Origin of the sequence: Nocardia sp. NPDC049707 (assembly GCF_040674855.1) — a bacterium.
Taxonomy (GTDB): Bacteria; Actinomycetota; Actinomycetes; order Mycobacteriales; family Mycobacteriaceae; genus Nocardia.
On the sequence record NZ_JBFANN010000007.1, the window covers coordinates 68541 to 91922 of the forward strand.

Consider the following 23382-nt stretch of genomic DNA (forward strand, 5'->3'; position numbering starts at 1 on the left):
CCTGCTGTCTGGGTCGGTACTCGACGAATCCGCCGGCGACGCTTACTGTGAGGGCACTCGCCCTCACCTAGGTAGACAACGATGCCGAAATTCGAGAACTTCGCGCCACGCACAAATCGTGCGCTGGTCGAGCCGCGCTGTCTGCCGGTACCCCTGGATGCAGCGGTGCTGACCACCGGCGTGTTCAGCGGAATCGGCCGGACAGCCGCGGTATCCGAATCGGCTGCGGCCGAAGGGATCCGAGTCACCGCGCGTTCAGGTGAGATTGGCGTCAGGATCGAATCATGAAGTTTGCGAACAGAGTCGGGGTGCTGGCCACGACCGCGGCGCGTCGGGCCGCCGATGAGACCTACTACGCCGCGCTGACGGTGCGTGCCGGACTCGCGACCCCCGAACGCCCGGATCGACTGGCTCGTATGGGTGCCGCGGTGCTGCGCTCCGGACTGCTCGGTGGGCTGACAACCGTTGCCGCCCTGCGCTATCGCGATCGCACCGCCATCATCGATGAACTCGGCCGCGTCAGCTTCCGTGAACTCGACGAGCGCAGCACCGCGCTCGCGAATGCCTGGCGGGCGCGCGGACTGCGCGACGGCGAGGGGGTGGCCATCCTGGCACGCAACCATCGCGGCTTCCACTACGCGGTCTTCGCGGCGGCCAAATGCGGTGCTCGAATCATCCTGCTCAATACCGATTTCGCGGCGCCGCAACTGCGTGAGGTAATGACCCGCGAGGGCGCCGATCTGCTGATCTTCGATGACGAATACGCAAGTATGCTCGGCGATTTCACACCGCGCCGGGGCCGCTACCGCGGCTGGGCCGATAAACCGGGCGTCGACACCATCGATAATCTGATCGCGGGCGCGGCGCGCACACCACCGCGCAAGCCACGTACCGCCGCCCGCATCATCCTGCTGACCAGCGGGACGACCGGTACCCCGAAAGGTGCGCCGCGCGGCAGCGAGCCGGCCTCCCTGTCGCCACTGGGTGCCATCCTCGGCAAGGTGCCGTTCCGGGCCCGCGAAATCACCGAATGCCCTGCGCCGCTATTCCATACGCTCGGGTTCGCCCATGCCGTTCTCGCGGTCGGCTTCGGATCCACGCTGGTGATCCGGCGGCGCTTCGATCCGCAGGCGGTGCTGGACAGTCTGGACCGGCATGGTGCCACGGCCATGATCGCGGTGCCGATCATGCTGCAACGACTCGTCGACGCTGGGCCGAAAGTCTTTGCCGGACGTGATCTTTCGCGGTTGCGGATTATCTTCGTCGCGGGCTCACAGCTCGGTGCCGATCTGTGCGTCCGGGTGACCGAGGCATTCGGGCCGGTGGTGTACAACGTGTACGGGTCCACCGAGGTGGCCTACGCGACCATTGCCACTCCCGCGGATCTGGCCGTCGAGCCCGGCTGCGTCGGCTCGCCCGTGCCGAGCACCGTCGTGAAGATCTTCGACAACAACGACCGGGAAGTGCCTCTGGGCGCGACAGGTCGCATCTTCGTCGGTAATAACTATCAATTCGAGGGCTATACCGGCGGTGGTGACAAGGCGCGCATCGGACGGTTGATGTTCACCGGCGATATCGGCCATTTCGACCATGCCGGAAGGCTTTTCATCGATGGACGCGATGACGACATGATCGTCTCCGGTGGCGAGAACGTCTTTCCCGGCGAGGTGGAGGAACTGCTCGCCGCGCATCCGGCGGTGGCGGAGGTCAGCGCATTCGGGGTGTCGGACGATCGATATGGACAGCGCCTGCGCGCGGTAGTAGTGGTCCGCGAAGGACATTCGCTCACCGAGGACGAGGTGCGCGAGCATGTCAAGACGCATCTGGCGCGCTTCAAGGTCCCGCGTGAGGTGTTGTTCGTCGACGAGCTTCCGCGCAACCCCACCGGAAAGATTCTCAAACAGGTGCTGCGAGAACTCCCGGCCCGACGGCTCACATGACGCCGAGCATCCGCCACAACGTATGACGCAACTGCACCGGATCCGGCATTGCGGTTCGGAACCACCCGGTCGGCGGCACCACCACCAGTCCGCCGCGCCGGTGCTCGACACAGTCGACGATCGCATCCGCCACCGCCTCCGGATCGGGTGTATAACCGGGCGCGATGGTGCTGACCAGCACGCCTTGTTCGGCGAGTCCGCGATGCAGTGCGGTGCCGAGTCCGACCACCGCATGCTTGGTCGCGCAGTACACCGCGGCGCCGAGTGCGGCCGTGACGCCGATGGCCGAAGCGATATTGACGATATGTCCGTGGCCCTGTTCGACGAAACGCAGTCCGGCGAGCCGGGATCCGGTGATCACCGCGCGGAGATTGGTATCGATCTGCCGATTCGACTCCTGATCGGATTCGGCTAGAAACGAACCGGTTGGTTCAATATCGGCGGCATTTACCACGACATCGAGACCGCCCAGTCGGTGTTCGGCGGCCGCCAGGAATTCGGCGAAACGCGCGTCGTCGGTGACCTCGACGGGTAGGCCGACGGTATCGGCCGCGTGAATCCGGTTGAGCTGGGCGGTGATTGCACGCACTTTGCCGGCATCCGCGTCACCGATCGCCACATCGGCACCGGCGGCAAGGAAGGCCAAAGCGGCTTCCTTGCCTATACCGCAGGTACCGCCGGTAATCGCGACACGCGTGCCGACAAGGGTCTTTCTCGGCATGTTGTTCTCGCCTACCTTGATCTTCGCTCGACGATAGCCACGACGGTAGACACGCGGTGGTGCGGTTGCCATGCGATATCGGGTCATGAGATTGCGCATACCGGTCAGTTCGAGCCGAACTCGCCTGGTGTATCCGATGTTCGGCCAAAACCTTGCGAGTATGGCCACCTGCGCTCACGATGTATCCGTGGCCTCTTGGGAGTGGCGACGGTCGGTGGGGAATGCGGCGATCCTTGCCGAGCTCGCGGATGATCACCATCTAACGCGCGCGGATCTCCTGCGTGGCACCGGTATCGATCCGATGGCATTGAAAACGCCCGGCGCGGAGATCACGGCGGCGCAAGAACTTCTACTCGTCCACAATCTCGTCACCCTGCTCGACGACCGACCCGGGCTGGGCTTCGAAGCGGGTATGCGCACGCGTATCACCACCCTCGGCGTACTCGGTATGGCGGTGCTGAGCAGTCCGACCATGCGTTCGGCCATCGATGTTGCGATGCGCTACTTCAGCATGATGACCTCGTTCGCGCGAGCCTGGCACGTCTATCACGGCGACGAGATCTGGCTCTACGGCGACGACCGCGATCTGCCCGCGGATGTGCGCACCTTTCTCGCCGAACGAGATGTGGCGGCCCTGCTGTACAACTGGTATCTGGTGTTCGGGGTGCCGCCGCCGGTGGTGCGGGCCGAGGTCGCGGGTGGTCTGCTGCCTCGAATTCGGCCGATACTGGAGCAATTCGAGATTCCCAGCACCGAATCCTCGGAGCTCCAACTCGTGGTCTTCGATGCCACCGATATCGATCGGCCGATGCCCAACGCCAGCCCGCTCACCGCACTGCTCTTCGAGGAACAGTGTGCCGAGCTGCTGCAACGCCGGGGTTTGAAACAGGGCCTGGCCGGATCGGTGCGCGAGGTGCTGCTGCATCAGATGAACGGTCGCATCACCCAGGAGAATGTGGCCGAACGCCTGCACATGAGCCTGCGCACCATGCGTCGGCGACTGGCCGACGAGGGCACCTCCTACCGTCGGCTGTGTATCGAGACCTACGGCGCCCTCGCCGAGGAACTACTCGCCACCGGTCTCACCGTCGAGGACGTCGCCTATCGCATAGGCTATTCCGGCGCACCGAGCTTCTCCAACGCCTTCAAACAATGGCGCGGCATCTCACCCGGCCGCTTCGCTCGCGCCGCCGCCGATCGCCTTCGTCCCAGCGTCGCACGCTGACCCCAGATCAGCTGGCCGCCAGCCATTTCGCCGCGATCGACCAAGATCACAACCGGTAGCGCCGGCTTCTCGCGGTTTGCCACCATGGTTTGCACGTTGGCCAACGGGTGCCTTCGGGTTTCCGCGTTCGTTGTGGGTGTTCGCACGAGCCGCGCGGAGGCTGAGATGGGGTGTGGCTGTGGAGTGTTGGTGGGGAAGGGGCAGCAGGGTGGGTGCCGGGGTGCGAGCATAGAGGGGAGGATGTGGGTCGGGAGGTGATGGGTGTGGTGGAGTTCGCGCAGGAGTATGCCGCCCTGCGGTGGTCGGTGGTTGTGGCGTTTCTGTTCGCGGCCACGGTGGTGCTCGGGCGGTTGGTGGCTTCGGATGGCGTTGGCGGGGCCGAACCTGTTCGCGTGCAAGCGCATTCGCCCGGTGCGCTGGCATGTCACGAGTCCGATGCCGCCCATCTGATCATGTGCATGGTGATGCTCGCGATGCTGGTTTTTCCGATGGGAGCGGATCCGGTAGTGCTGCGCGGGGTGCTGATCGCACTCATCATCGTCTTCGCGGCATTGTTGGCAGATCGAATCGCACAGTGGCGCAATGCGACTCGCGCGCTACCCGATGATCGAATGATCGCGCTCGGTTATCACATCGCGGTCGCGGCCGTCATGTTGTACGCAATGGCGGGACATCATGCGGGCGCGCACGTCGGCGGGCCCGCACCCGGACCGGCGCTCTCGCTGGCCACGCTGTTCACCGCCGATGCGCTCGCCTTGATCGTCGCGGCCAGTACCGGCCGGTGCCAGCGTTGGCTCGGCCACCCCATCGGCATCCGAACCGACTCCCGGCAGTCGGCTTCCTTGGTCGGCCGCGCACTGAGATCCGCAATCGTGCCCCATATCGTCATGGACCTGGGCACGGCCTACATGCTGATCGCTGCTGCCTCCGGATAGACCGCCATCGGCTGCCGTTGTCCGATCAGGCCGCTGCGAGACTTGGGAAGACGGCCTCGGCGCTGCCGCGATTGATCGCGTCGAGCTGGTCGGGTTCGAAGCCGTCGTAGCTGTCCATCAGCGAGTCGAGGAGGTCACCGGCCGCTTCGGGGGCGAAGGGGAAGTCGCCGCCGTAGCAGAATTCAGCTCGCGAATTTTTGTCGTGTAAGCCAGTTCCGTGTTTCGCCCGCCGAACGGGTTCTGCTGGTCACGCTGCTGCGCCGCCACGCCGAATCCGACCGCCATGCGCGGCCGTCATCGTCGACCCGCGGCAGGGACAGATAGCCGACCTCCGAGCCGTGTCCCACATCGATCCTGGTCAGCGGCAGTATGTTCCGTGCGAGCGGACCTACCGCCGGACAGTCGCGGCCTACAGGTCGATGACCGAGTCGGCGACGACGCGGCCGCCGAGTCGGACCCAACCGTCCGAGTCCCATTCGGTGAACAGCTGGGAGCCCTTGCCCTGGGTGATGATCAGGCCGCGGCGGAGTAGCGCGGTGAGGGCGACGGCGGCGGCGCCGGTGGCTTCGTCCTCGGCGACGCCCATGGCGGGGGCGAACATGCGGGAGCGCAGGGCGCCGCGCTGCTCGTCGGTCCAGGTCCAGAGGTAGTGCGAACCGCTGTCGAAATCGTTGGGGCGCAGATTCGCCAGCTCATCGAGATCGTCGAGCTGATGGAAGGTGAATTCCGGGGCCCACTCGCCGCGTGCGGTGATCCAGACGAGCCCGTCGGTGAGTTCGACGGCGACCGGACCAGCCGACACCTCCAGAACCCGCACCGGCTGGCCCTGCTCGGCGAACCACCACGCGGTACCCACCGACGGATGCCCGGCGAAGGGCAACTCGACCGCGGGGGTGTAGATCCTCACCTTGGCGACCTCGTCGACGGGGTCCTCGACAACGACGGTCTCGCTGTACCCGGCCTTCGCCGCCAGCGCCTGGTGATCGACCTCGGCGACGTCGGCGGCGCGAGCGATACCGAGCTCGTTGCCGCCGTGCCCGGCCGGGTCGGTGAAAACACGCACGACCTCGACCCGCGTACCCATGGCCTCTGGTTCACTCTGTGTGCCCATGGTCGTGAGCCTACCGGCTGTCGAAAGGGTGATCGCCGCCGCAGAATTTCCGTCTCGGATGAATTGCCATGTGACGTGCCGATTTGCCTGCGACGTCCGCTCGGGAAGTGCTGTTAATGCGGGCCGCAGAGCCACGCGAGATCCCGCAGGATCTCCGACACGGTGATCGGGCTGAGGTCGGCGAAGGTGGGGGAATCGCGGCCGGCGAGCGAAGCGTACCTGAGCTCGTGCACGGGAGCGACCGGTTCGAACGGCTCCATGCCCGGATCGATTCCGATGCTGAAAACCCGGTCGTCCGGGAGCCGTTTGTCGAAGGTGTCGATGCGACCGCCGGCGCCGCGTTCGGGCGGATTCCAGCTGCGGCTGGTCAAGCCGTGGATGCGGCCGAGGGGAGCAGTGGCATTCGCGGCAATCGGCACTATGGAACTGGCGAGCAGCTCCGGATCCGGATGGTGCACTTCCCGGCCGGTCTGTGGAAATGGTTGCAGGAGTTCGTAATCGGCGAGCACATCGGCCCATGCCGCAGTCAGCTCGGTGCCGAGGTGGAGCGGATGGGCGATGCCGATGACGGCGTTCTCGGCGATGTCGAGTGCGGCATCGTCGGCATCGGCGAAGGTGTTGTCCTCGGCGATGCGGAACGAGTCGAGCACCTGGTCGTCGCGATAGGTCGCCCAGATCAGGCGGCGAGTCACGTTGATGCGCACCGGATGTGCGATGAACAGGGTGCGCAGTTCATCGAGGGTGAAACGGCGTTCGGTGACCATGGCGCATTCGAGTCGCCGGATCTGGTCGGCGGCGAACTTCTTGACGGACTTGCGGATCGAGCGATATGCCGCGGTCGCCGCGGCGGCCAGGTCATCGTCGTCGCGAACCCCGGCCTTGGGCAGGGCCTTGTAGCGGGTGCCGTCGGCACCGGTTATGGTGGGGCGCAGCTGCTCATCGAAGCCCAGCACGAAGTGGCGCGGCCCGAAGTCGAGCAGCGCCGTGCCGTCGGGGCGCAGGCCGAGATCCGGAACCAGACGGTCGGCGAGCTGATCCTCGGTTAACCCCATTTCCTCGGCGAGTTCGGTGACTCGAAGCTGTGCCGCTGACCGAACCACGGCGTTTCGCCCCTGCTCACTCATCTTGATCAATGCCGACAAGGCGTAATCCGAGCCGATCGCGGCGAGGACATCCAGCGCATTGTCCTTACCGGTGTCCCAGGTGATCTTCGGCAGCAATTTCGCGACCGTGTCGTCATTCCCGAAGGCTGCCAATGCTTCCCAGACCCAGGTGTCCTTCGAGCGCGCACCCCCATCGGTCCACTGCTCGAAGATCGCACCTGTCGCGGCGGCGAGAGTTGAAGTGTCGCAATGCTCACGAATTCGCGCCAACGCACCATGCGGTTCGGCCGGCTCGGACAACATCATGAAGATGATCAGATTGGCGATGGCGTCGTGCGGCAGTGGTTGCCCGCTCGTCAGCATGATCGGCGGCAGTGCCGGAATCGACAACCATTGCGGGAGAACCGGAATACGCGTCGGCACGATTTCGGCAGGATCGGCTTCGAGCAGTTCGCGCACCGCGACGGTCGCGCCACAGGCGTCCGCTGCGGTCATGATCGCATCGGTGTGCCCGAGGCTTACGAGGGTACGCAATGCCGCGCCGTACGTGCGTCTTGTCTTGCGCGCCTTGCCGACAGCGCCCGGAATCAACGCGGTGGCGGCATAGGCGGGATGACGGCGCAGCCAGTCCAAGGCGATCCTGCGGCGCGAGCGCAATCCGAGCCACCCTACGACAAGCGCTGCGGCGGCGGGACTTTCGAAGGGTGTGATCGCCGCGGCCAGCTCACGGGGGTCCTGTGTGACGGCACCGATGACAAGGTCGTGGGCCGCGGTACCATGCGCGGCCGTGACCGCCATCAAGCCGTGGATGTCCCAGAGCAACCAGCCGGTGTGTTCGGCTCGCAGGATCGGTTCCGCGATCGCGAGATCCGCCCGAGCCAGCGCCTGCAGTGCCCAGTCGCCGAGGTCACGGGGATTGGACGCGGCATCTTTCAGACGCCTGTGCAGCTCGTCTTCGGTGAGTGTGTCGCGCGAGTCGAGCCAATGCTCGCATTCGCCGTCGCGCCACGAAACCTGAACGGCTGATGGCACTTCGAGGCTGACGGTGGCAGTCGGCTTGGGGCGCGGGCGATTCCACGGCGGATCGCGCAGGATCGCCGGTACCAGTTCGTCCGGGGTGGTGCCCGTCGGCCGGCCGGGCAGACACTCGGTAATCAACTGCCGTGCGGACTCGGGCAGTTCGTCGCGCATGACGACGGCGAGTTCGGGATGACGGCGGACGTGCCGGCAGAAGTCGGCGGCGTTCTCGTGCCGGGTAGTCCGTGCACCGAGCACTCGCATGGCACGGACCGGAAACCGTTCGGTCGAGGCGAGCAGCGCCGTGGCGGTCACATTGCTCCACGAACGCCTGGCCAGGAAGTCCATGGCGTCGTCGGTGGGGAGGTGGGCGAGGACGCGCGACAGGGTCGCCGCGCCCGGCGCGGAACTGTTGCCCTGACCCGCCTCCCACAGTCGAGTGAGGACCGAAGCGGCATCGGGGCCGAGATGTGCTGCGACACTATAGATCAGCGATTTGTTGTCGCGCAGCAGATGCCAACGCCAGCTGAGCAGATCGAGGATGCGGTGCGCGTGCGCCGAATCGGTCACCGAGGCGAGCAGAAATATCGATCCGAAGCTGTCGGTGAGATTCGGATCGGCGAGATCGGTTGTCACCCAGTCTTGTTCGGTGGGGAATAGGTACGAGGTGAGCAACCGGATCGAGAGCGGGCCGCGGCGTAGCTGGCGTGCCTGGTCCCGGGCATCGGCATAGTCCATCTCCCCGGCGGCGGCCAGTAGGGTGCGCAATCGCCGGACCAGGGTGGCGGGCGGATCACAAGGACGTGACACCACCACGCGATTCGATTGCCCGCCCGGGGCATCCGATGCCTCCGCGTGGATGCCGGTAAGTGCTGCCACGGTCGCGACGGCACAGCCGAGACCGTGGGTGGCAACCAGATAGTCGGCCAGATCCGCGTGGTTGTCGTAGTAGCGGCCGAGGGCCTTGGCATCCCACAGCTCCGCGTCCATCCCGATCGCGGCGCACACGGCCGCGCCGAGCGGGTCGGCGTGGCGATCGGCCAGGTACTGCGCACCCCGTTCGGCGAGCACCCGGTGCGAGGCGGAATGACTCAGGATGGCGCGGATCGCATCCGCGGACTGCGCCAATTTGTCGGAGATCGTCTGTGCCGCAGCCGCGTTCACGGCAACCTTGCGCGCGGGCCACCGCCCGCGGAACGGATCGGTTTTCGACCACCAGGCGGCGGGTGCCACCCAGGTGTTCTCATCGGTCAGCGGCGTGCGGACGGCCATCGGCCTGCTCCCTTGTTCACGAGGTGGGTATCGCGGACAGGCTAGCGAGCCGCTCCGACACGTGCCGGTCGGCGCGGAAACGACAACGGCCCCGTCCATCCGGACGGAGCCGTTGCGCGCTTCCTGCGAGATATCAGACTGCGGCCGTAGCCAGCGTCTCCGTGGATTGCACGGCCTGACCGACACCGGCCACGATCGCGGCGGCGCGCAGCGATTCGAAGATCACCTCACGCGAGACGCCCGCCTCACGCAGTGTCTTCTCGTGCGCCTCCAGGCAGTGCGCGCAGCCGTTGATCGAGGAGACCGCGAACGACCACAGCTCGAAATCGGCCTTGTCGACACCCGGGTTGCCGATGATGTTCATCCGCAGACCGGCACGCAGATCGTCGTAGCGGCCTTCCAGAAACGCCTTGCCTCGGTAGAACACATTGTTCATGCCCATGATCGAGGCGGCGCCGAGTGCGGCGTCGTAGGCCTCCGCCGACAAATTGTCCGCGGCTTCCTCGGCGATTTCACGCAGCGTCGTCGCCGACCGGGTCGCGGCCGCCGACGCGAGCAGCGTGCCCCACAGCTGCTGTTCGTTCAGCACGGTGGTGCGTGCGATGGACGACAGATTGAGCTTGAGGTCCTTTGCGTACTCGGGAAGGGAGTTCTTCAGGGTCTCAATGCTCATTCGGCGAATCCTCTTCTAGTTCGGGGTTTTCAGGTGTTTCGGATAGTGCTCAGACGCTCGCGGCGAGCAGTTCGCCCGCGTTGATGGTCGGATCGCCCTTCTTCCAGTTGCAGGCGCACAGCTCATCGGACTGCAGGGCGTCGAGCACACGCAGCACCTCGTCGACATTGCGGCCGACGGAACCCGCGGTCACCGAGACGAACTGGATCTCGTTGTTCGGGTCGATGATGAAGGTGGCACGGTCGGCGACGCCGTCGGCGTTGAGAACGCCAGTGGCGGAGGCCAATTCGCGCTTGAGGTCGCTCAGCATCGGGAACGGGAGGGTCTTGAGATCCTCGTGCTGGGCGCGCCACTGGAAGTGCACGAACTCGTTGTCGACCGAGGCGCCGAGCACCTGTGCATCGCGGTCCTCGAACTCGTCGTTGAGCTTGCCGAAGGCGGCGATTTCGGTCGGGCACACGAAGGTGAAGTCCTTGGGCCAGAAGAAAACGATGCGCCACTTACCGGCATGGTCGTCGGAGGTGATCTGGGTGAAGTAGTCATCAGGCTGCTGAGCGTTGACCTTCGACAGGTCACCGCCGATCACCGCGGTGAGGTTGTATGCCGGGAATTGGTCGCCGATGGTCAGCAAAGCCATGCTTGTCTCCTCGTCAGTCGGTTTGCTAGAGCGCGTGGATCGAAAAGCTCACCGGTGATCATGCCCAAAGGCCGGCGAAAGGTAAACGTGATCAGTCGCACTACACTGATAGGCATGACTGATCAGACTTATCAGCCAACCCTGTCGCAGCTGCGTGCGTTCGTGGCAGTCGCGGAGTACCGCCACTTCGGCACCGCGGCCGCGCGGCTCGGTGTGAGCCAACCCACGTTATCGCAGGCACTTGCCGCATTGGAACAGGGGCTGGGACTGCAGCTGATCGAGCGAAGCACTCGGCGGGTGCTCGTCACCGCCGCGGGTATGCGGCTGCTGCCGCAGGCGACGGCGACCCTCGAGGCCGCCGATCGATTCGTCGCCTCGGCGACCGGTGACAGCCTGGGTGGCACTCTGCGGATCGGCATCATTCCGACGGTTGCTCCGTATGTGCTGCCGGGTCTGCTGCCCGAATTGCGCAAAGCATTGCCGGCCTTGAAGCCTCAGGTGATCGAGGACCAAACCGCTCGGCTGCTGGAGGGTTTACGCACCGGCGTCCTGGACGTGGCGCTGGTCGCGCTCCCGACCGAGGCGCCGGGGCTGGTCGAGATCCCGTTGTATACCGAGGAATTCGTGCTGGTGACCCCGCGCGGGCACGAGCTGGCCGGTCGCACCGATATCGCACCAGCCACCCTGGACGCGCTGCCGCTGCTGCTGCTCGACGAGGGCCACTGCCTGCGTGATCAGACCCTGGAATTCTGCCGCTCCGCCGACGCCCATCCGGGCGCGGTCGGTGATACCCGCGCCGCGTCGCTGGCGACCGTGGTCCAGTGCGTCGCTGGCGGTCTCGGGGTGACGTTGATTCCGGAGATGGCGGTGGCGGCCGAAACCGCGCGCGGCACATTGGAAACCGCGCATTTCGCCGCACCTGCACCGGGGCGCACCCTCGGTCTGGCGTTTCGCGCGTCGACGGCGCGCGTGGACGATTACGAACGACTGGCGGAGATCATTCGGTCGCGGCGGCCCGCGGTGAACTGAGGTGTGCTCATCGGGCGTAATCTCCGCTGGTGGGCAGTTGGAAAGGGGGCGTGGTGGACGAGTCGGGTGCCATGGTGTCGACCGAGCCGGGCCGGCGGGGCGGTCGCTCGATTGCGGACGGTGATCGGCTGTTCGTCTACGGGACGTTGCAGTTTCCCGAGGTATTGGTTGAGTTGATCGGGCGGTGTCCGGAGTCAGTGGCGGTGGAGCTGACCGGGTGGCGGGTGGCGGCACTGCCGGGGCGGGTGTATCCGGGGCTCGTGCCCGCCGCGGGCGGGGTCGCCCGGGGTGTGGTGCTATCGGGGCTCGATGCGGGGGAGTGGGCGGTGCTGGATGCGTTCGAGGGTGACGAGTACGAATTGCGGCGGGTCCGGCCGGGTGCCGCGCCTTCAGTGTGGACATATGTGTGGACTTCCGTTGTCACACAGGATGATTGGGATGCCGAGCGTTTTGTTGCCGAGCATGTGGGCGCATTCGTGGCTCACTGCGCCGAATGGCGAAGGCTGCTCTGATACGGGCCTGGTCACGGGGTGGATCCGCCATAGTTAGAGCTGCTCGGCGGTGACGAGGAGGCGGAGGTGGGTGTCGGACCAGAGGTTTAGGGTGGTATCTGTCGAGGTGGGGGTGGATAGGGCGGTGCGGAGGGTGGCGAGGGTGGTGGCTGCGTTGGTGAAACCATAGCGGCGGAGAGTGCCTGCGGCATCGGTGGCGCGATCGAACCAGCTCGGTGGTAGGTGGCGGGTGCCGCGGTGGGCTACCTCGGCGGTGATGGCGAGTGCAGTGGTGATGGTCGCGGTGAGCGGGTCGTCTATGGCTGCTGATCCGTTGGGTGGTGCCAGGGTTCCGGTGGGCGCGAAGCTCGGAACTATGACGCGTCGGCCCGCGACGACAGCGGTGGGAGTGATGGTGAGGTGACCAGCATGGCGTTCGAGGATCCCGGCGACATAGCGGACCGGACCCAGTGCGCCGGACAGGGATTCGGTGAGCGCGTCGATGGCACCTGCTGTCGCACTGGAATGCATGCAGATCGCGGTGGCGGTGCCGACCGGTCCGCGTAGTTGGGCGACGAGGCGTTGTTCGCCGGGGAGGTAGCGGATGTCCTCGACGGCATCGACTATGAGGGCGCGTACCGATTCGCCACGGATGCGGGGACGGATGGGTGCTGGTGGGAGCGCGGCAATACGCGCGGATTCCGCGTCGAGATCGCCGATCAAGAGCTCCGGTGGCAGTGTCTCCCACGCACCTGACGATGGCATGACCGAGGTGCGGGCGACGCGACTGTTGGCAAGGCGCACAGCACGATTCGCGGACCGGACGGCGCTTTCGGTGACCACATTGCCCGCCGCGATATCGGCGATGCGGGCCGGGCCACTGCGGCGCGCGCCGAGCGCGGCGCCCTCGGGCGGCTGGGCATCGGCGGGGACGGTAATCGACTGGTGCAGTGTCAGGACGATGCGCGCCTCCGGGTGCGCGAGATACAGCTCGACACCGCGGGTTTCGGCATCGCCGTCGACTCGAGCACCCAGACCGGTCAGTCGCAGATGCCGCAGCGGGGTTTCGGCCGGTTCCTCGGTTCCGAGCACCGGAACCCAGTCGTGCCGGCAGGCACGTTGTCGCGCAACGAGTTCCGCGATGAGTGCCGCCGTTCGGACCGGGTCATGCCGCGCACTGCGATCCCGATGGGCGGCGAGTTGGTCGAGCAGATCGTCCAGCGCGTCATGCGGCCACCGCGCGCCCGCGCGGTCGAGGTCGCGGCGTGCGTTGGCGAAAATGGCGGGGAGTCCGGACCCGGCATGAGCTACACCATCGGCGAGCAGGTCTGCTAGCGGTGCCAGAATCTGCCGGACGGCCGATACCGCCGCAGCGCCATCCGCGGCATCACCTACCGTCACAGTGACCGATTCGGCGGACCGATTCAGCGCATCGGCCACCTGAAATGCCCACACCGCCAACGCGATAGCGTCCGGGCGTGCACCACGCGCGGCATCGGCCCGCGCATACCCGAGATCGCCGGGAACCAGAAACCGGACCGTCACCGCGGCGAGCTCGACCGAAGGCACTGGATCGTGGCCCGTCGCGCGCCGTACAGTAGCCCGATACCCGGTCCGCCGCGCGCGACGAGCAGCCGTGAACGCGCGCTTGCCCAGCAATTCGTTCAGTTGATCGTCAGTGAAATCACCAGGTGTCCAACCCGCATGCGAAGTATGACTGTCGATCGTGCTGGTATGCGGATGCGGGTCGCCGGTCATCGGACTGGACGCGGGTGGTGACACCACCCTCGATGATTTCGACGGCCGCATCCCCACCGTGATCGTGGTCGGTTCGGAGGGTAAGGGCCTGTCCCGGCTCGGTATGTCGGATGGCATCAACTCGGGTGACTCCGAGTCGGCTATATGCGGGTGCCGCGTTGCGACATCGACCGATTTTTGTACCGGTTGATCTCCGGCGACACCGACGAAGTCCGTTTCCGGCTCCGCTACCTCGCCGAAGACTGCCGATGCCGACTCGGTCAGCTGAGAGTCGGTGCCCGGAGATCTGCCGGTGTGGTCGGAGTGCGGTAGGTCGCCGGTCGTACTATGGCCATCGGCGAGTGCGGGAGGTCGATGCCCGAGGTGGTTGGAACTCGCGTCGCCAGTTCGTGTCTGTTCGTCAGTGTCCGACGACGGGTTGCCCGCGTGCGGCCCACCCCGAGAGCCGGTCTCCGGGGGGCAGGCGTCTGCGGGATCCGGCGCCGTGCCGTCGGTCGGTGTCGAATTCGGTTCGGCTATTTCGGAGTTGGGCGCATCTGGCGTCGTGACTATGGTTCGTGTGCGTGCGGGGGCCGTAGTCCGAGCGTCGCGGTAGGCCAGGACGGTCATTACCCGGTGGCGGCAGAGCGTAGGTGCGCCGCAGGAGCAGGGCGCGGCGTCGATGGTGACACCTGGAGGCAGGGTCGTGTGGGTGCCGTCGGGAAAGTCGGCCTCGACGGTGGTGTCCGGATTTTCGGTGAGTTGTGGTGGGGTGGTGGCGTTTTCCTTGATGGCGCGTTTGACTATGCCGCGGTTGGCGAGGGCGATGAGGGAGTCGTCGGTGAGGGCGAGGAGGTCGGCGCGCATCGGTTATCCGATCGTCTCGGCGATGAAGGTGGCGAGCTCACCGGGTGTCATCGCACCCACATGGACGCCGACGTCGGCGAGTCGTTGCCCCATATCGCGGTCGAAGGCCGGATCGGCCTGTTCGTCGAGGGCGGCCAGGCCGAGCACAATGGTGCCCTCGGCGACCAGGGCGGCCGCGGTGCGGATCAACCAGGCCGGGTCACCACCCTCATAGAAGTCGCTGATCACGGCGATGATGCTGCGGCGTGGATGTTCAACGAGTTGCGCGGCGTAGGCGACGGCACGGGCGATATCGGTGCCGCCACCCAGTTGTACACGCATCAGCAGCTCGACCGGATCGTCGACGTCGGCAGTGAGATCGACGACCGCGGTATCGAAGGCGATCAGATGGGTTTTGATGCCGGGCAGACCCCACAGACACGCCGCCGTGACGGCGGAGTGGATGACCGAGCCGGCCATGGAACCGGACTGATCGACCAGCAGGATGACCTGCCAGGTATCCATATGCCGTCGGGAACGGGCCCGGAAATGCGCGGTCTCGACATAGAGCTTGCGTTCCTGCGGTCGGTAGTGCGCGAGGTTGGTGCGCACTGTCTTCGGGAAGTCGAAGTCGGCGGCGCGCGGCAGGCGGCTCGGCCGACGTGAGCGGGTTCCGGCGAAACTGGTACGGATCTCGGTCGCCAATTTCGCCATGAGCTCGCGCACCACCCGCTCCACGATCCGCCGCGCCATCCGCAGCACCTCGGGATTCATCAGATGTTTGGTGCGCAGGACCGCACCGAGCAGCTCGGCATTCGGCTCGAGCCGCTCCAGCACACCGGGATCGGTAATCACCTCGTGTAATCCGAAACGCTGCACCGCATCCCGTTCGAGCCGCTCGATCGTAGTCTTCGGGAACAGCCGATGAATATCGTCGAGCCAGTCCACCGCGTTGACCAGCGATGGACCGCCCCCGCCGGTCCGTCGAACATCGCGTCGATCCATATCGTCGTCGCGCTCGTACAGCCAGTCGAGCGCGGCATCCTGTGCCGCACCCTGGCCGCTCAGAGCGCTCGTGGCCGCCCCTGCGGATCCGAGGATGAGCCGCCATCGTTCGAGCACCGGATCGATGGCTGCCGCACCGGAACTCGTTGCACTGCTACCGGATTCGGGTGGCCTCGTCCGTGACGTGGTTCCCTGGTCGAGCGGAATGTACGAGCTCGCACGGTCGACGCCCGCAGCGCGATGACCGGTCGCGGTGCCCGAATGATCTGCGGTGCATGCCGATTCGGTTGTTTGCTGGTCGCCCTGCCGCCCTGGGCGAGATCGGCGATCGGCCATGCGGGGCGTTGTGTTGCTCGCGATCTCAACCGATGCGGACGACACACCTGCCGTCATCGCCGCTTGCGGCACGATGGGGTGGGAACCGTCATCGGTAGCGGGATATTCGCCCGTTGCCTCGACATGTGGCTGGACGCTTTCGCGCGCCGAATCCTGTTCCGGCGGCCCGACATGCAGGCGGTCGCCGTGTGGGATTCGCATGTCGCCCGCATCGGGGACACCGTCGAGCGCTCGGCTCACCGAGGCGGGCGTGTCGGCCGCGACAGCGATCAGTCCGTGATCGCCGAGCAGCTCGTCTACCCGAAGTTCGACGGCCTGTGCACGAGCGACCAGGGCGGGGTCTGCGGGAAGGCGAAGTAGAGCGGCCGCGGAGCCGACGACCCCGCGGAGTCCGAGTAGGCGGTTGGCGATGGCCGCGCGTTCACGGGGCGGGAACCAGGCGAAGGCGAGGCGCAGGGCGGGTAGAGCGGCGAGGAAGTCGGGCTGGGTGAAGCGGGCGATGAGGTCGTCGAGGACCGCGATGAGCGAGGATGCCTGGTTGCCTTGGGCAGCAGCGGGATCCACGAGAACCTGCTCCCGGGCGAGGGCGAAGAGACCGGCGAGGAAGTCGCCGAGCACGATGGGCGCCGCGGCCAGCCGGACGGCTCGGGCGAGGTCGGTCGTGCGCTCGGGTTCGAGCACCGCGACCATGCCGACGGCGGCGCCCCGTAGTGCCGGGGGTCGATCGGCGGCGGTGCATCGACCGAAGACGCCGGTGAGGTCGACTCGTTCGACACCTACGGTGGATTCGGCGTGCAGCGCGACATCGCGGACGGCGATGAGCGCGTGCAAGAGGCCGTCGTCGGCGGGTACGGGCCCGCCGCGAATTCCTTCCACCAGCCAGAGCAGGCGGATGACGACGGCGTCCATGAGCACCCCGAGGGTGGGCGAGGCGCTGGTGCCGAAAATCCTGTCGTGCCGCCACAATCCGAGAGCGGCGGCTAGCAATCTGCCGAGAGCTGTTGTGTCGCTACTTGATCCGATCAAGGTGCGGATGGTCCCGACAATGTCGTCGGCCAGTTCCGACAATCCGCAGAGGGTGGCGTCGAACAGAATGGCCGCCAAGGCGGCCGGGTCGGCGCCACTGTCGGTGAAACGGTCGCCGAGCCGGGCGGCGGCGGCCTCGGCGCAGCTCGCACCGAGCGCGCCCGCTTCGATCAGTGCGGGGAGTCGCAGTTCAGCGCTCGAAATCCGCCACATTTCGGTGAGCTCCGGTGCGCGTCCGGCGGCCGGACCGCTAGTGCGCTCGAATCCCGGAATCTCGAGCACCCGCAGCCGATGCAGGACGCGGCTCGCATCGAGTCCGGCGGCGGTGGTCAGATCGCCAGTGAATCGACCGGATTCCGGAATGCCACAGCGTAGGAGTTCCCGCTCGGCGTCGGCGACCAATGGTGGATGCGGGGTCAACTCGTGTAGGCGGCCGACGGTGTCACCCGCGAGCGCCGCCACCATCTCCACCACCACTGGATCGGTACCGGGCCGCAACTGCCCGTGCCCGGTCCACGGCAACGGCCGATCCAGTGCCTCGGTGATCAGCGCACCCGCCAACCCGTCCAGCACGTCGGTGCGCGCGGGTGCGATATGCCCGCGCAACCGACTGAGCCCGAGTGTGAGGGCTCGGGCCCCGATCAGATCGGCGGTCGACACGGCTTGTCCGCGCCCACGCAACCGCGCTACCACAGCCTCGGTGATGCCGTCGGCGGCGACGGATGCGCCATCGTGCCACAGCATGTGGTAGTACGCGGGCGACGGCATCCCCGACTGATAGCCGGCGAAAGCATCGAGCCGGCGGAAGGCGTACGGCACCAGATAACTGCCGCCGACACTCTCGTCGGGGAAGCGTGGAATCTCCGGCCAATCGGTCTCGGCTGTGGGTTCGGTTTCTTGTCGCCGCGAATCCGCGGTCACTGGGCTGGCCAACGGGACGAATGAGTCGCCGAGTGCCGTAATCCGCCGAACGAGTGCGGGTCGGTGAAACCCTCCGGTCACCACGATAACTGGAGCCGGAGCGGCACCTACGCGCTGCGCTTGCCAGGTGACATCGGCCAATGCCGCACGAATCCACCGCGACATGTACTCCTCGCGCGCGTGGTCGCTGTCCGCGGCCGCATCCTCGCCGCGCACCAGGTCGAAGTAGGTGTCGATTCGGGTGGGCAGGGTTGCGTCGTCGCCGACTTCGAAGAGGTGGTCCCACAGGGTGTCGAAATTGTCGACGCCGAATTCCGCGCAGAGGCGGGAGATGGCTCGGTCGTAACGGCGTTCGGCATCGGCATAGCGGTTTTCGGTGTCCGCCAAGGCCGGATGCCAGGCGGGTAGGTCGATGAATCGGACCTGTGCGCCGATGGCACGGCCTTCGGTCAGGCCGACCCATTCGGGGGAGTAGTCGCACAGCGGCGTCCACGACAGGTGGCGGGTAGCGGAGTCGCGGTAGCTGGTGAAGATCGCGATCGGCAGATCGTGTCCGAGCAGCAGTTCATCCAAGCGGTCGTTCATATCGGCGGGGCCCTCGATGAGGACATGCGCGGGCCGCAGGGCGCGGATGGTATCGCGCACCAAACGCGCGCAGGCGGGGCTGTGGTGGCGCACGCCGAGGAAGGTCACCGGACCGGTTGGCACGGTCGATCAGCCCGGCAACTGGAATCGGGCGTCGTGCAACGCCTTCCACACCCGACCGGATTTGCGCGGCACCTGCTGTTCCAGATACCGCCGCAGCCGCGCGAGATCGTCCGGATTGTCCTTGGCGGCCGTGCCCGCGAGGCATTCGACGATATCGGCGGCATTGCCCGGTTCGCCGCGCAGATACCAGCCCCGCAGGCCGACCGCATGCGCCACCGAGACGGCCTCGGCGGTACTCATCACCGCCGACATCCGATCCAGGGAATCGCCGGCATCGGTAGCGCCGGAGCGCAGTTCGCGGAAGGTGGTGACCAGCACCTCCAGCACGTCACGCGGCGGCACCTCGGGCACGCCCGAACGGGCCAGTAGCGCGGTCGCCTCGGATTCGACCAGTGCCAGCTCGGTGCGCAGGTCCGGAATCGGGAAGACGGTCTCGAAGTTGAAGCGGCGCTTGAGCGCGGCACTCATATCGTTGACGCCGCGGTCGCGGGTATTGGCGGTGGCGATCACGTTGAATCCGTCCACCGCGTAGACCATTTCGCTCAGCTCCGGCACCGCGAGCACCCGGTCCGACAGCAGTGAAAGGATCGAATCCTGGACCTCCAGTGGACACCGGGTCAGCTCCTCGAACCGCACGATCTTGCCCTCGCGTATGCCGCGCAGCATCGGTGCCGGCACGATCGAGCGGTGCGACGGGCCCTCGGAGACCAGCAGGGCATAGTTCCACCCGTACCGGATCTGGTCCTCGGTGGTCGCCGCGCCGCCCTGGATGGTAAGTGTCGAATCGCTCGAGACCGCGGCCGAGAGTAGTTCGGACAGTAGCGATTTCGCGGTGCCGGGCTCGCCGGTCAAGAGCAGCCCGCGCGTGGTGGCCAGGCTGACCAGCGCCCGATCGATGAGCGAGGCGTCACCGACGAATTTGCGCTCGATACCGAGCGCCGGATCACCGACGATGAACCGCTTGGCGGCATCGATGGACAGCGCCCACCCGGGTGGCCGCGGTGCGGTATCGCCCGCACGCAGCCGCGCCAAATCCTCGGCCCAGCGCAGTTCGGCCGGCGGTCGCTGCAGATTCTCGGTCGTCGTCATAGATGTCCTGCCTTCAGCCAAGCGATATCGCGCAGTATTTCAGACGCGGTGAGCACATCGGTCGGGTCGAGGACTGCCTCAGCGGCCATTGGTCAGGATCTCCAACTCGCGCAACAGTTCCGATGCGACGATCGCATCGAGCTCGCCGAACGTGTGCTCGGCGGCGGTGGGCTGCCAGCGGGTGTACGCACCACTCACCAGCTTGACCTCGGTGATCTTCTGTTCATCGAATTCCATGGCATACCCGGCCGCGATTCCCGGATCCAGTTCGACGATCACCGTCAGATCCGTGCCGACGGTGCGCAACATCGCGCCCTGGATACCGGCATCCTGCGGAGTATCCCGCTCCCATCCGTATTTGGTCAGGCCGAGTACCTTGCCGGTGGGCAGGGTGTGCCGATGGAATCGGGGCAGGAAAACTCCGGCGCGTTCTTCCTCGGTGAGTGTGTGAGCCTCGCGTTGGAGCTGTGGAAACGGTTGCAGGATTTCGTAATCGGCGAAGACCTCACCCCATGCACCGAGCGTTTCGGCGAGGTGCAGCGGATGGGCAATGCCGACCAGTACGTCATCGGCGAGGGTAACCGCATCGTCGTGGGCGTCAGCGCGGGTGCGATCCTCGGCAATGCGGAAAGAGCCTGTGACGGTATCGGTTTCATCGAAGGTCGCCCACACCAGTCGTCGGCTCAGATGCCACAGGAGTGGATGCTCGACGAACAGGCGCTGCTGCTGATCGGCCGTCCAGCGGCGACCGGTGACCATTGCCCGCTCGAAGCGCCGAATCTGATCGGCGGCCCCGGTACGCACCTCTTTCTTCAACGCGCCGAACGCTTTATATGCCGCCACCGAGAGTTCCGGATCGTCCTTCACGCCAGGCTTCGGCAACGATTTGCGGCGGGTGGTGGCGCGCCACTGTCCATCGTCGTCGCGTGCGGCGTCGGAAACGGTGGGTGCGAGGTGTTCGTCGAAGCCGATGACGAATCCGCGTGGGCCGTAGTCCAGGACCATGGTCCCGTTCGCATCCAGGCCGAAGGTCGGCACCAATCGGTCGGCGAGCTCGTCCGGTGTCAGACCGAGTTCGGCGGCAACCTCGGCGACTTTCTCCCGCGCCTTGGTCTGCAGACCCTTGAACTTCACCTTGTCCGCGATGCCCGCCAGCTGCATGAGCGCCGCATCACTGCCGATGGCCGTGAGCACATCCAATGCGGAAACGGCTCTGGCGTGGGCGGATTCGCCCGGCCAGAGGCGAATGAGAGCGCCGAGCCGCCGCACGGTTTCGTCGTCGCCGAATAGGCCGAGTGTGCGCAGCACCCAAGCTTGCTCGGGCGGATACCCCGCGAGCTTCCACGCCTCGAACAGTTCCAACGTGAACGCCGCCAGCGATGCGGGTTCGGAGATCGCGGCGACCTGCTCGACACCGGCATAGTCACCGCTCGGCCCCGGCATCGCCAACATGGTGCACAGGTTGTTGACGGCGGCGTCCGAGAGCGCGAGTCCGTTGTCCCGCAACAGGATCGGCGGCAGCGCGGCGGGGACCAACCAGGACGGGGCGGTGGGGATCTTCTTCGGCAGCAACATGAGAGGGTCGATATCGATGATCGCGGTGATCGCGGCACGTACCTCGGGGCCGAGTGCGTTGGCGGCCGCGAGGATGGCGGCGCGGTGGCCCCGGCCGGTGAGTATGCGCAGTGCCGATTCGGCCGCCGTTCGGTCCCGGCCCGGTTTGGCCAGTGCGTCTCCGATCAGATCCGTTGCGGCCGTGCGGATATGGCGATCGAACCAGGCTCGTGCGGTGACCGAGGTGAGTTTTCCGCCGAGCCACTTCGCCATCAACCGGGTGATTTCCGTGCCGGTGATCGGCGGTATCACCGCGGTGAGGGTCGGACGATTCTCCCGCGCGCTGGCTAGGACCCAGTCGAGCGCCTCGGTGCCGAATCTGGCCAGAATGCGACGCATTCCATCCTCGGCGTCCCACAGATGGGCCGGTTTCGCGGTGGACAGGTATTTCCGGACGAGGTCCGGCGGTGCGGTGGCGAAGATAGGGACAACCGACCACAGTCGGTGCTCGACTGCATCGGCGATCCGGTTCGCCCAGTCGGTGCCGAGGTACGCCGGCACCGCGACGCGGATCGCCGCCCACTCGTCCTGTTCGTTGGGGGCCCAATCCAGCCTGATCGGTCGTGGTTGGGCAATGGCGGTCAACACCACAGGACGTGGGCTTTCATAGGAACGTTCCCAGGGGGGAGTCCTGAGCAGTTCGGGCAGCTGATCCTCGGTGCACGTCGGCGGGCGCTCGGATGCCACGCCGAATTCCACCGCGAGGTCCGGGTACGTCGTCACATGGGTCCGCAGGACGTACCGCATACTCGACGATCGCGCGGACGCTGCGAGCAGTCGCATCGCCCGTCGCGGAAAACGCTGGACCGCAGCAAAAACCGCGTCCGCCGTACCCGGGCGGTCGAGATGACGGAGCAGAAGCTCGAATGCTCGGTCGGTGGGTAACTGGGCCAATACCTCGGCCAGCACCTCGACGTAATCCTTGGGCAGGTCCTTGTGGTTCAGGGCACGGCCGACCAGCGCGGCGCAGTCGGGGCCGATATGTGCGAGGGCGCTGCAAAGGACGCGACCCCGCCCAGCGTCGTAGCTGTGCGGGTTGGGGGAGAACGGGCTGTCGTTCAAGCGCTCGGTGAGCAGGTCCAGCTGGGCGATATTCGTGGCGCAGGTCATGAGCAGCGGGAACGGCCCGCGACTGTCCACCGGTTCATCGGCAGCGAGTTCGCTGTCGAGCCAATCCTGTTGGGTGGGAATCAGATAGGTCGCCGCGATGCGCGCCGAGCGCGGACCCGAGGCGCGCACTTCGGACAGCCTGGCGATGACGCCGCGGTATTCGGCATCCGACAGCACCGCGAGGTGCGCCCGGACGCGAGCCAGCACGTGGTACGCCCCACGATCACCGTTCGAATCCGATGGCAGCCGCATCGGCAGCCGGCGATTCCGTTCCGAAGCGGAATGCGTATAGCTGTAACTCAGCCCGGCGAACCGCACCGCGGTCTCCGCGGCGAAGCCCGCACCATAGCGCGCGATCCAGCCATCGGCGATCCGGGTGTTCCACTCGTCCCAGGTCCAATCCTCGGACATGCCCCAACTGGCCAGCGCAACCGCCGCCACCCCGAGCGGCGTGTGACCGTCCGGCTGATCGAGAATCGTCATCGCCGCATGTGCAAGCTCGGCATCCGATTGAAAACTGTTGTGGGACAGTAACCGTCGAATAGATTCGGTGTTCTCCGCCAGTAGCGCCATCCATTGTGCCGCCGGATCCTCGGTCACACTCGGCGCCCGCGCGGGCCCCAGCCCACGGAACGGCAGTGCCTGCGCCCACCATTCAGCGGGCACCGCCCACCGATCCTCATCGATATGCGCAGTCTGGATCATCAATCCCCCGATCTCCTGGAACGTCATCGACACCGAATGTAGCGGCACCCTCCGACAAGTCCGGAAAACCGAGTCCGGTCGAGCGCGCGCACCCGGCCGAACGCAGAATCGCACCGGCTCGAAGGGAAATC

At 66.2% G+C, this 23382-nt stretch carries 14 protein-coding genes and 1 pseudogene; 6 read left to right on the plus strand and 9 right to left on the minus strand.

Annotated elements, in window-relative coordinates; translation table 11 throughout:
* Positions 1-284 precede the first annotated feature (284 nt).
* Entirely contained in the window at positions 285-1940 is a 1656-nt protein-coding gene (locus tag AB0J29_RS09530) for an acyl-CoA synthetase (protein WP_364782001.1), read from the plus strand.
* Here the strand turns inward: AB0J29_RS09530 and AB0J29_RS09535 are convergent.
* Entirely contained in the window at positions 1933-2661 is a 729-nt protein-coding gene (locus AB0J29_RS09535) for an SDR family NAD(P)-dependent oxidoreductase (RefSeq protein ID WP_364782004.1), read from the minus strand. The two genes, AB0J29_RS09530 and AB0J29_RS09535, sit on opposite strands and share 8 nt — an antisense overlap.
* 187 nt (positions 2662-2848) lie before the next feature.
* On the opposite strand from AB0J29_RS09535, the gene AB0J29_RS09540 reads away from it, so the two are divergent.
* Positions 2849-3886, plus strand: a complete 1038-nt coding sequence (locus AB0J29_RS09540) for an AraC family transcriptional regulator ligand-binding domain-containing protein (protein ID WP_364782007.1) — start codon at positions 2849-2851, stop codon at positions 3884-3886.
* A 242-nt stretch (positions 3887-4128) separates the two neighbouring features.
* Positions 4129-4821, plus strand: coding sequence for a DUF5134 domain-containing protein (locus AB0J29_RS09545; protein ID WP_364782010.1), 693 nt, complete (start codon positions 4129-4131; stop codon positions 4819-4821).
* 409 nt (positions 4822-5230) lie between these two features.
* Here AB0J29_RS09545 and AB0J29_RS09550 read toward each other — a convergent pair whose 3' ends face one another.
* The 4 genes from AB0J29_RS09550 to AB0J29_RS09565 form a co-directional block, all read right to left on the minus strand.
* Positions 5231-5905, minus strand: a complete 675-nt coding sequence (locus AB0J29_RS09550) for a PhzF family phenazine biosynthesis protein (protein ID WP_364782337.1) — start codon at positions 5903-5905, stop codon at positions 5231-5233.
* Between the two features lie 140 nt (positions 5906-6045).
* Positions 6046-9324 carry a DUF4132 domain-containing protein gene (locus AB0J29_RS09555; protein ID WP_364782013.1) on the minus strand — a complete coding sequence of 1093 codons (3279 nt, stop codon included), beginning with the start codon at positions 9322-9324 and terminating at the stop codon, positions 6046-6048.
* Between the two features lie 133 nt (positions 9325-9457).
* The gene (locus AB0J29_RS09560; protein WP_364782016.1) at positions 9458-9997 is read right to left on the minus strand and encodes a carboxymuconolactone decarboxylase family protein; all 540 of its coding nucleotides are present in this window, start codon (positions 9995-9997) and stop codon (positions 9458-9460) included.
* Between the two features lie 49 nt (positions 9998-10046).
* Positions 10047-10634 carry a peroxiredoxin gene (locus AB0J29_RS09565; protein WP_364494490.1) on the minus strand — a complete coding sequence of 196 codons (588 nt, stop codon included), beginning with the start codon at positions 10632-10634 and terminating at the stop codon, positions 10047-10049.
* Between the two features lie 114 nt (positions 10635-10748).
* Between AB0J29_RS09565 and AB0J29_RS09570 the strand changes: the two genes are divergently transcribed.
* On the plus strand, positions 10749-11663 hold the full coding sequence (locus AB0J29_RS09570) for a hydrogen peroxide-inducible genes activator (RefSeq protein WP_364782019.1): 915 nt from the start codon (positions 10749-10751) through the stop codon (positions 11661-11663).
* A gap of 29 nt (positions 11664-11692) precedes the next feature.
* Positions 11693-12175: a gamma-glutamylcyclotransferase family protein gene (locus AB0J29_RS09575; protein ID WP_364782022.1), complete on the plus strand. Its 483-nt coding sequence runs from the start codon at positions 11693-11695 to the stop codon at positions 12173-12175.
* A 33-nt stretch (positions 12176-12208) separates the two neighbouring features.
* Here the strand turns inward: AB0J29_RS09575 and AB0J29_RS09580 are convergent, their stop codons facing one another.
* Complete coding sequence (locus AB0J29_RS09580) at positions 12209-13723, minus strand: hypothetical protein (protein WP_364782025.1); 1515 nt, start codon at positions 13721-13723, stop codon at positions 12209-12211.
* 184 nt (positions 13724-13907) lie between these two features.
* On the opposite strand from AB0J29_RS09580, the pseudogene AB0J29_RS09585 reads away from it, so the two are divergent.
* Positions 13908-14012: pseudogene (locus AB0J29_RS09585) on the plus strand (23S rRNA (guanosine(2251)-2'-O)-methyltransferase RlmB); the annotation flags it as partial.
* A gap of 749 nt (positions 14013-14761) precedes the next feature.
* On the opposite strand, the gene AB0J29_RS09590 reads toward AB0J29_RS09585, so the two are convergent.
* The 3 genes from AB0J29_RS09590 to AB0J29_RS09600 form a co-directional block, all read right to left on the minus strand.
* Positions 14762-18733 (minus strand): DUF5682 family protein, encoded by a 3972-nt coding sequence (locus AB0J29_RS09590; protein WP_364782028.1) that lies wholly within the window; start codon positions 18731-18733, stop codon positions 14762-14764.
* 6 nt (positions 18734-18739) lie between these two features.
* Entirely contained in the window at positions 18740-19822 is a 1083-nt protein-coding gene (locus AB0J29_RS09595) for an AAA family ATPase (protein WP_364782031.1), read from the minus strand.
* Positions 19823-19900: 78 nt separating this feature from the next.
* Positions 19901-23278: a DUF4132 domain-containing protein gene (locus tag AB0J29_RS09600; RefSeq protein ID WP_364782034.1), complete on the minus strand. Its 3378-nt coding sequence runs from the start codon at positions 23276-23278 to the stop codon at positions 19901-19903.
* Between the last annotated feature and the right edge of the window lie 104 nt (positions 23279-23382).

Coding starts and splice junctions, on each gene's coding strand:
- AB0J29_RS09530 (WP_364782001.1), top strand. CDS start 285: ATGAAGTTTGCGAACAGAGTCGGGGTGCTGGCCACGACCGCGGCGCGT.
- AB0J29_RS09565 (WP_364494490.1), bottom strand. CDS start 10,634: ATGGCTTTGCTGACCATCGGCGACCAATTCCCGGCATACAACCTCACC.
- AB0J29_RS09560 (WP_364782016.1), bottom strand. CDS start 9,997: ATGAGCATTGAGACCCTGAAGAACTCCCTTCCCGAGTACGCAAAGGAC.
- AB0J29_RS09550 (WP_364782337.1), bottom strand. CDS start 5,905: ATGGGTACGCGGGTCGAGGTCGTGCGTGTTTTCACCGACCCGGCCGGG.
- AB0J29_RS09600 (WP_364782034.1), bottom strand. CDS start 23,278: ATGACGTTCCAGGAGATCGGGGGATTGATGATCCAGACTGCGCATATC.
- AB0J29_RS09535 (WP_364782004.1), bottom strand. CDS start 2,661: ATGCCGAGAAAGACCCTTGTCGGCACGCGTGTCGCGATTACCGGCGGT.
- AB0J29_RS09595 (WP_364782031.1), bottom strand. CDS start 19,822: ATGACGACGACCGAGAATCTGCAGCGACCGCCGGCCGAACTGCGCTGG.
- AB0J29_RS09555 (WP_364782013.1), bottom strand. CDS start 9,324: ATGGCCGTCCGCACGCCGCTGACCGATGAGAACACCTGGGTGGCACCC.
- AB0J29_RS09570 (WP_364782019.1), top strand. CDS start 10,749: ATGACTGATCAGACTTATCAGCCAACCCTGTCGCAGCTGCGTGCGTTC.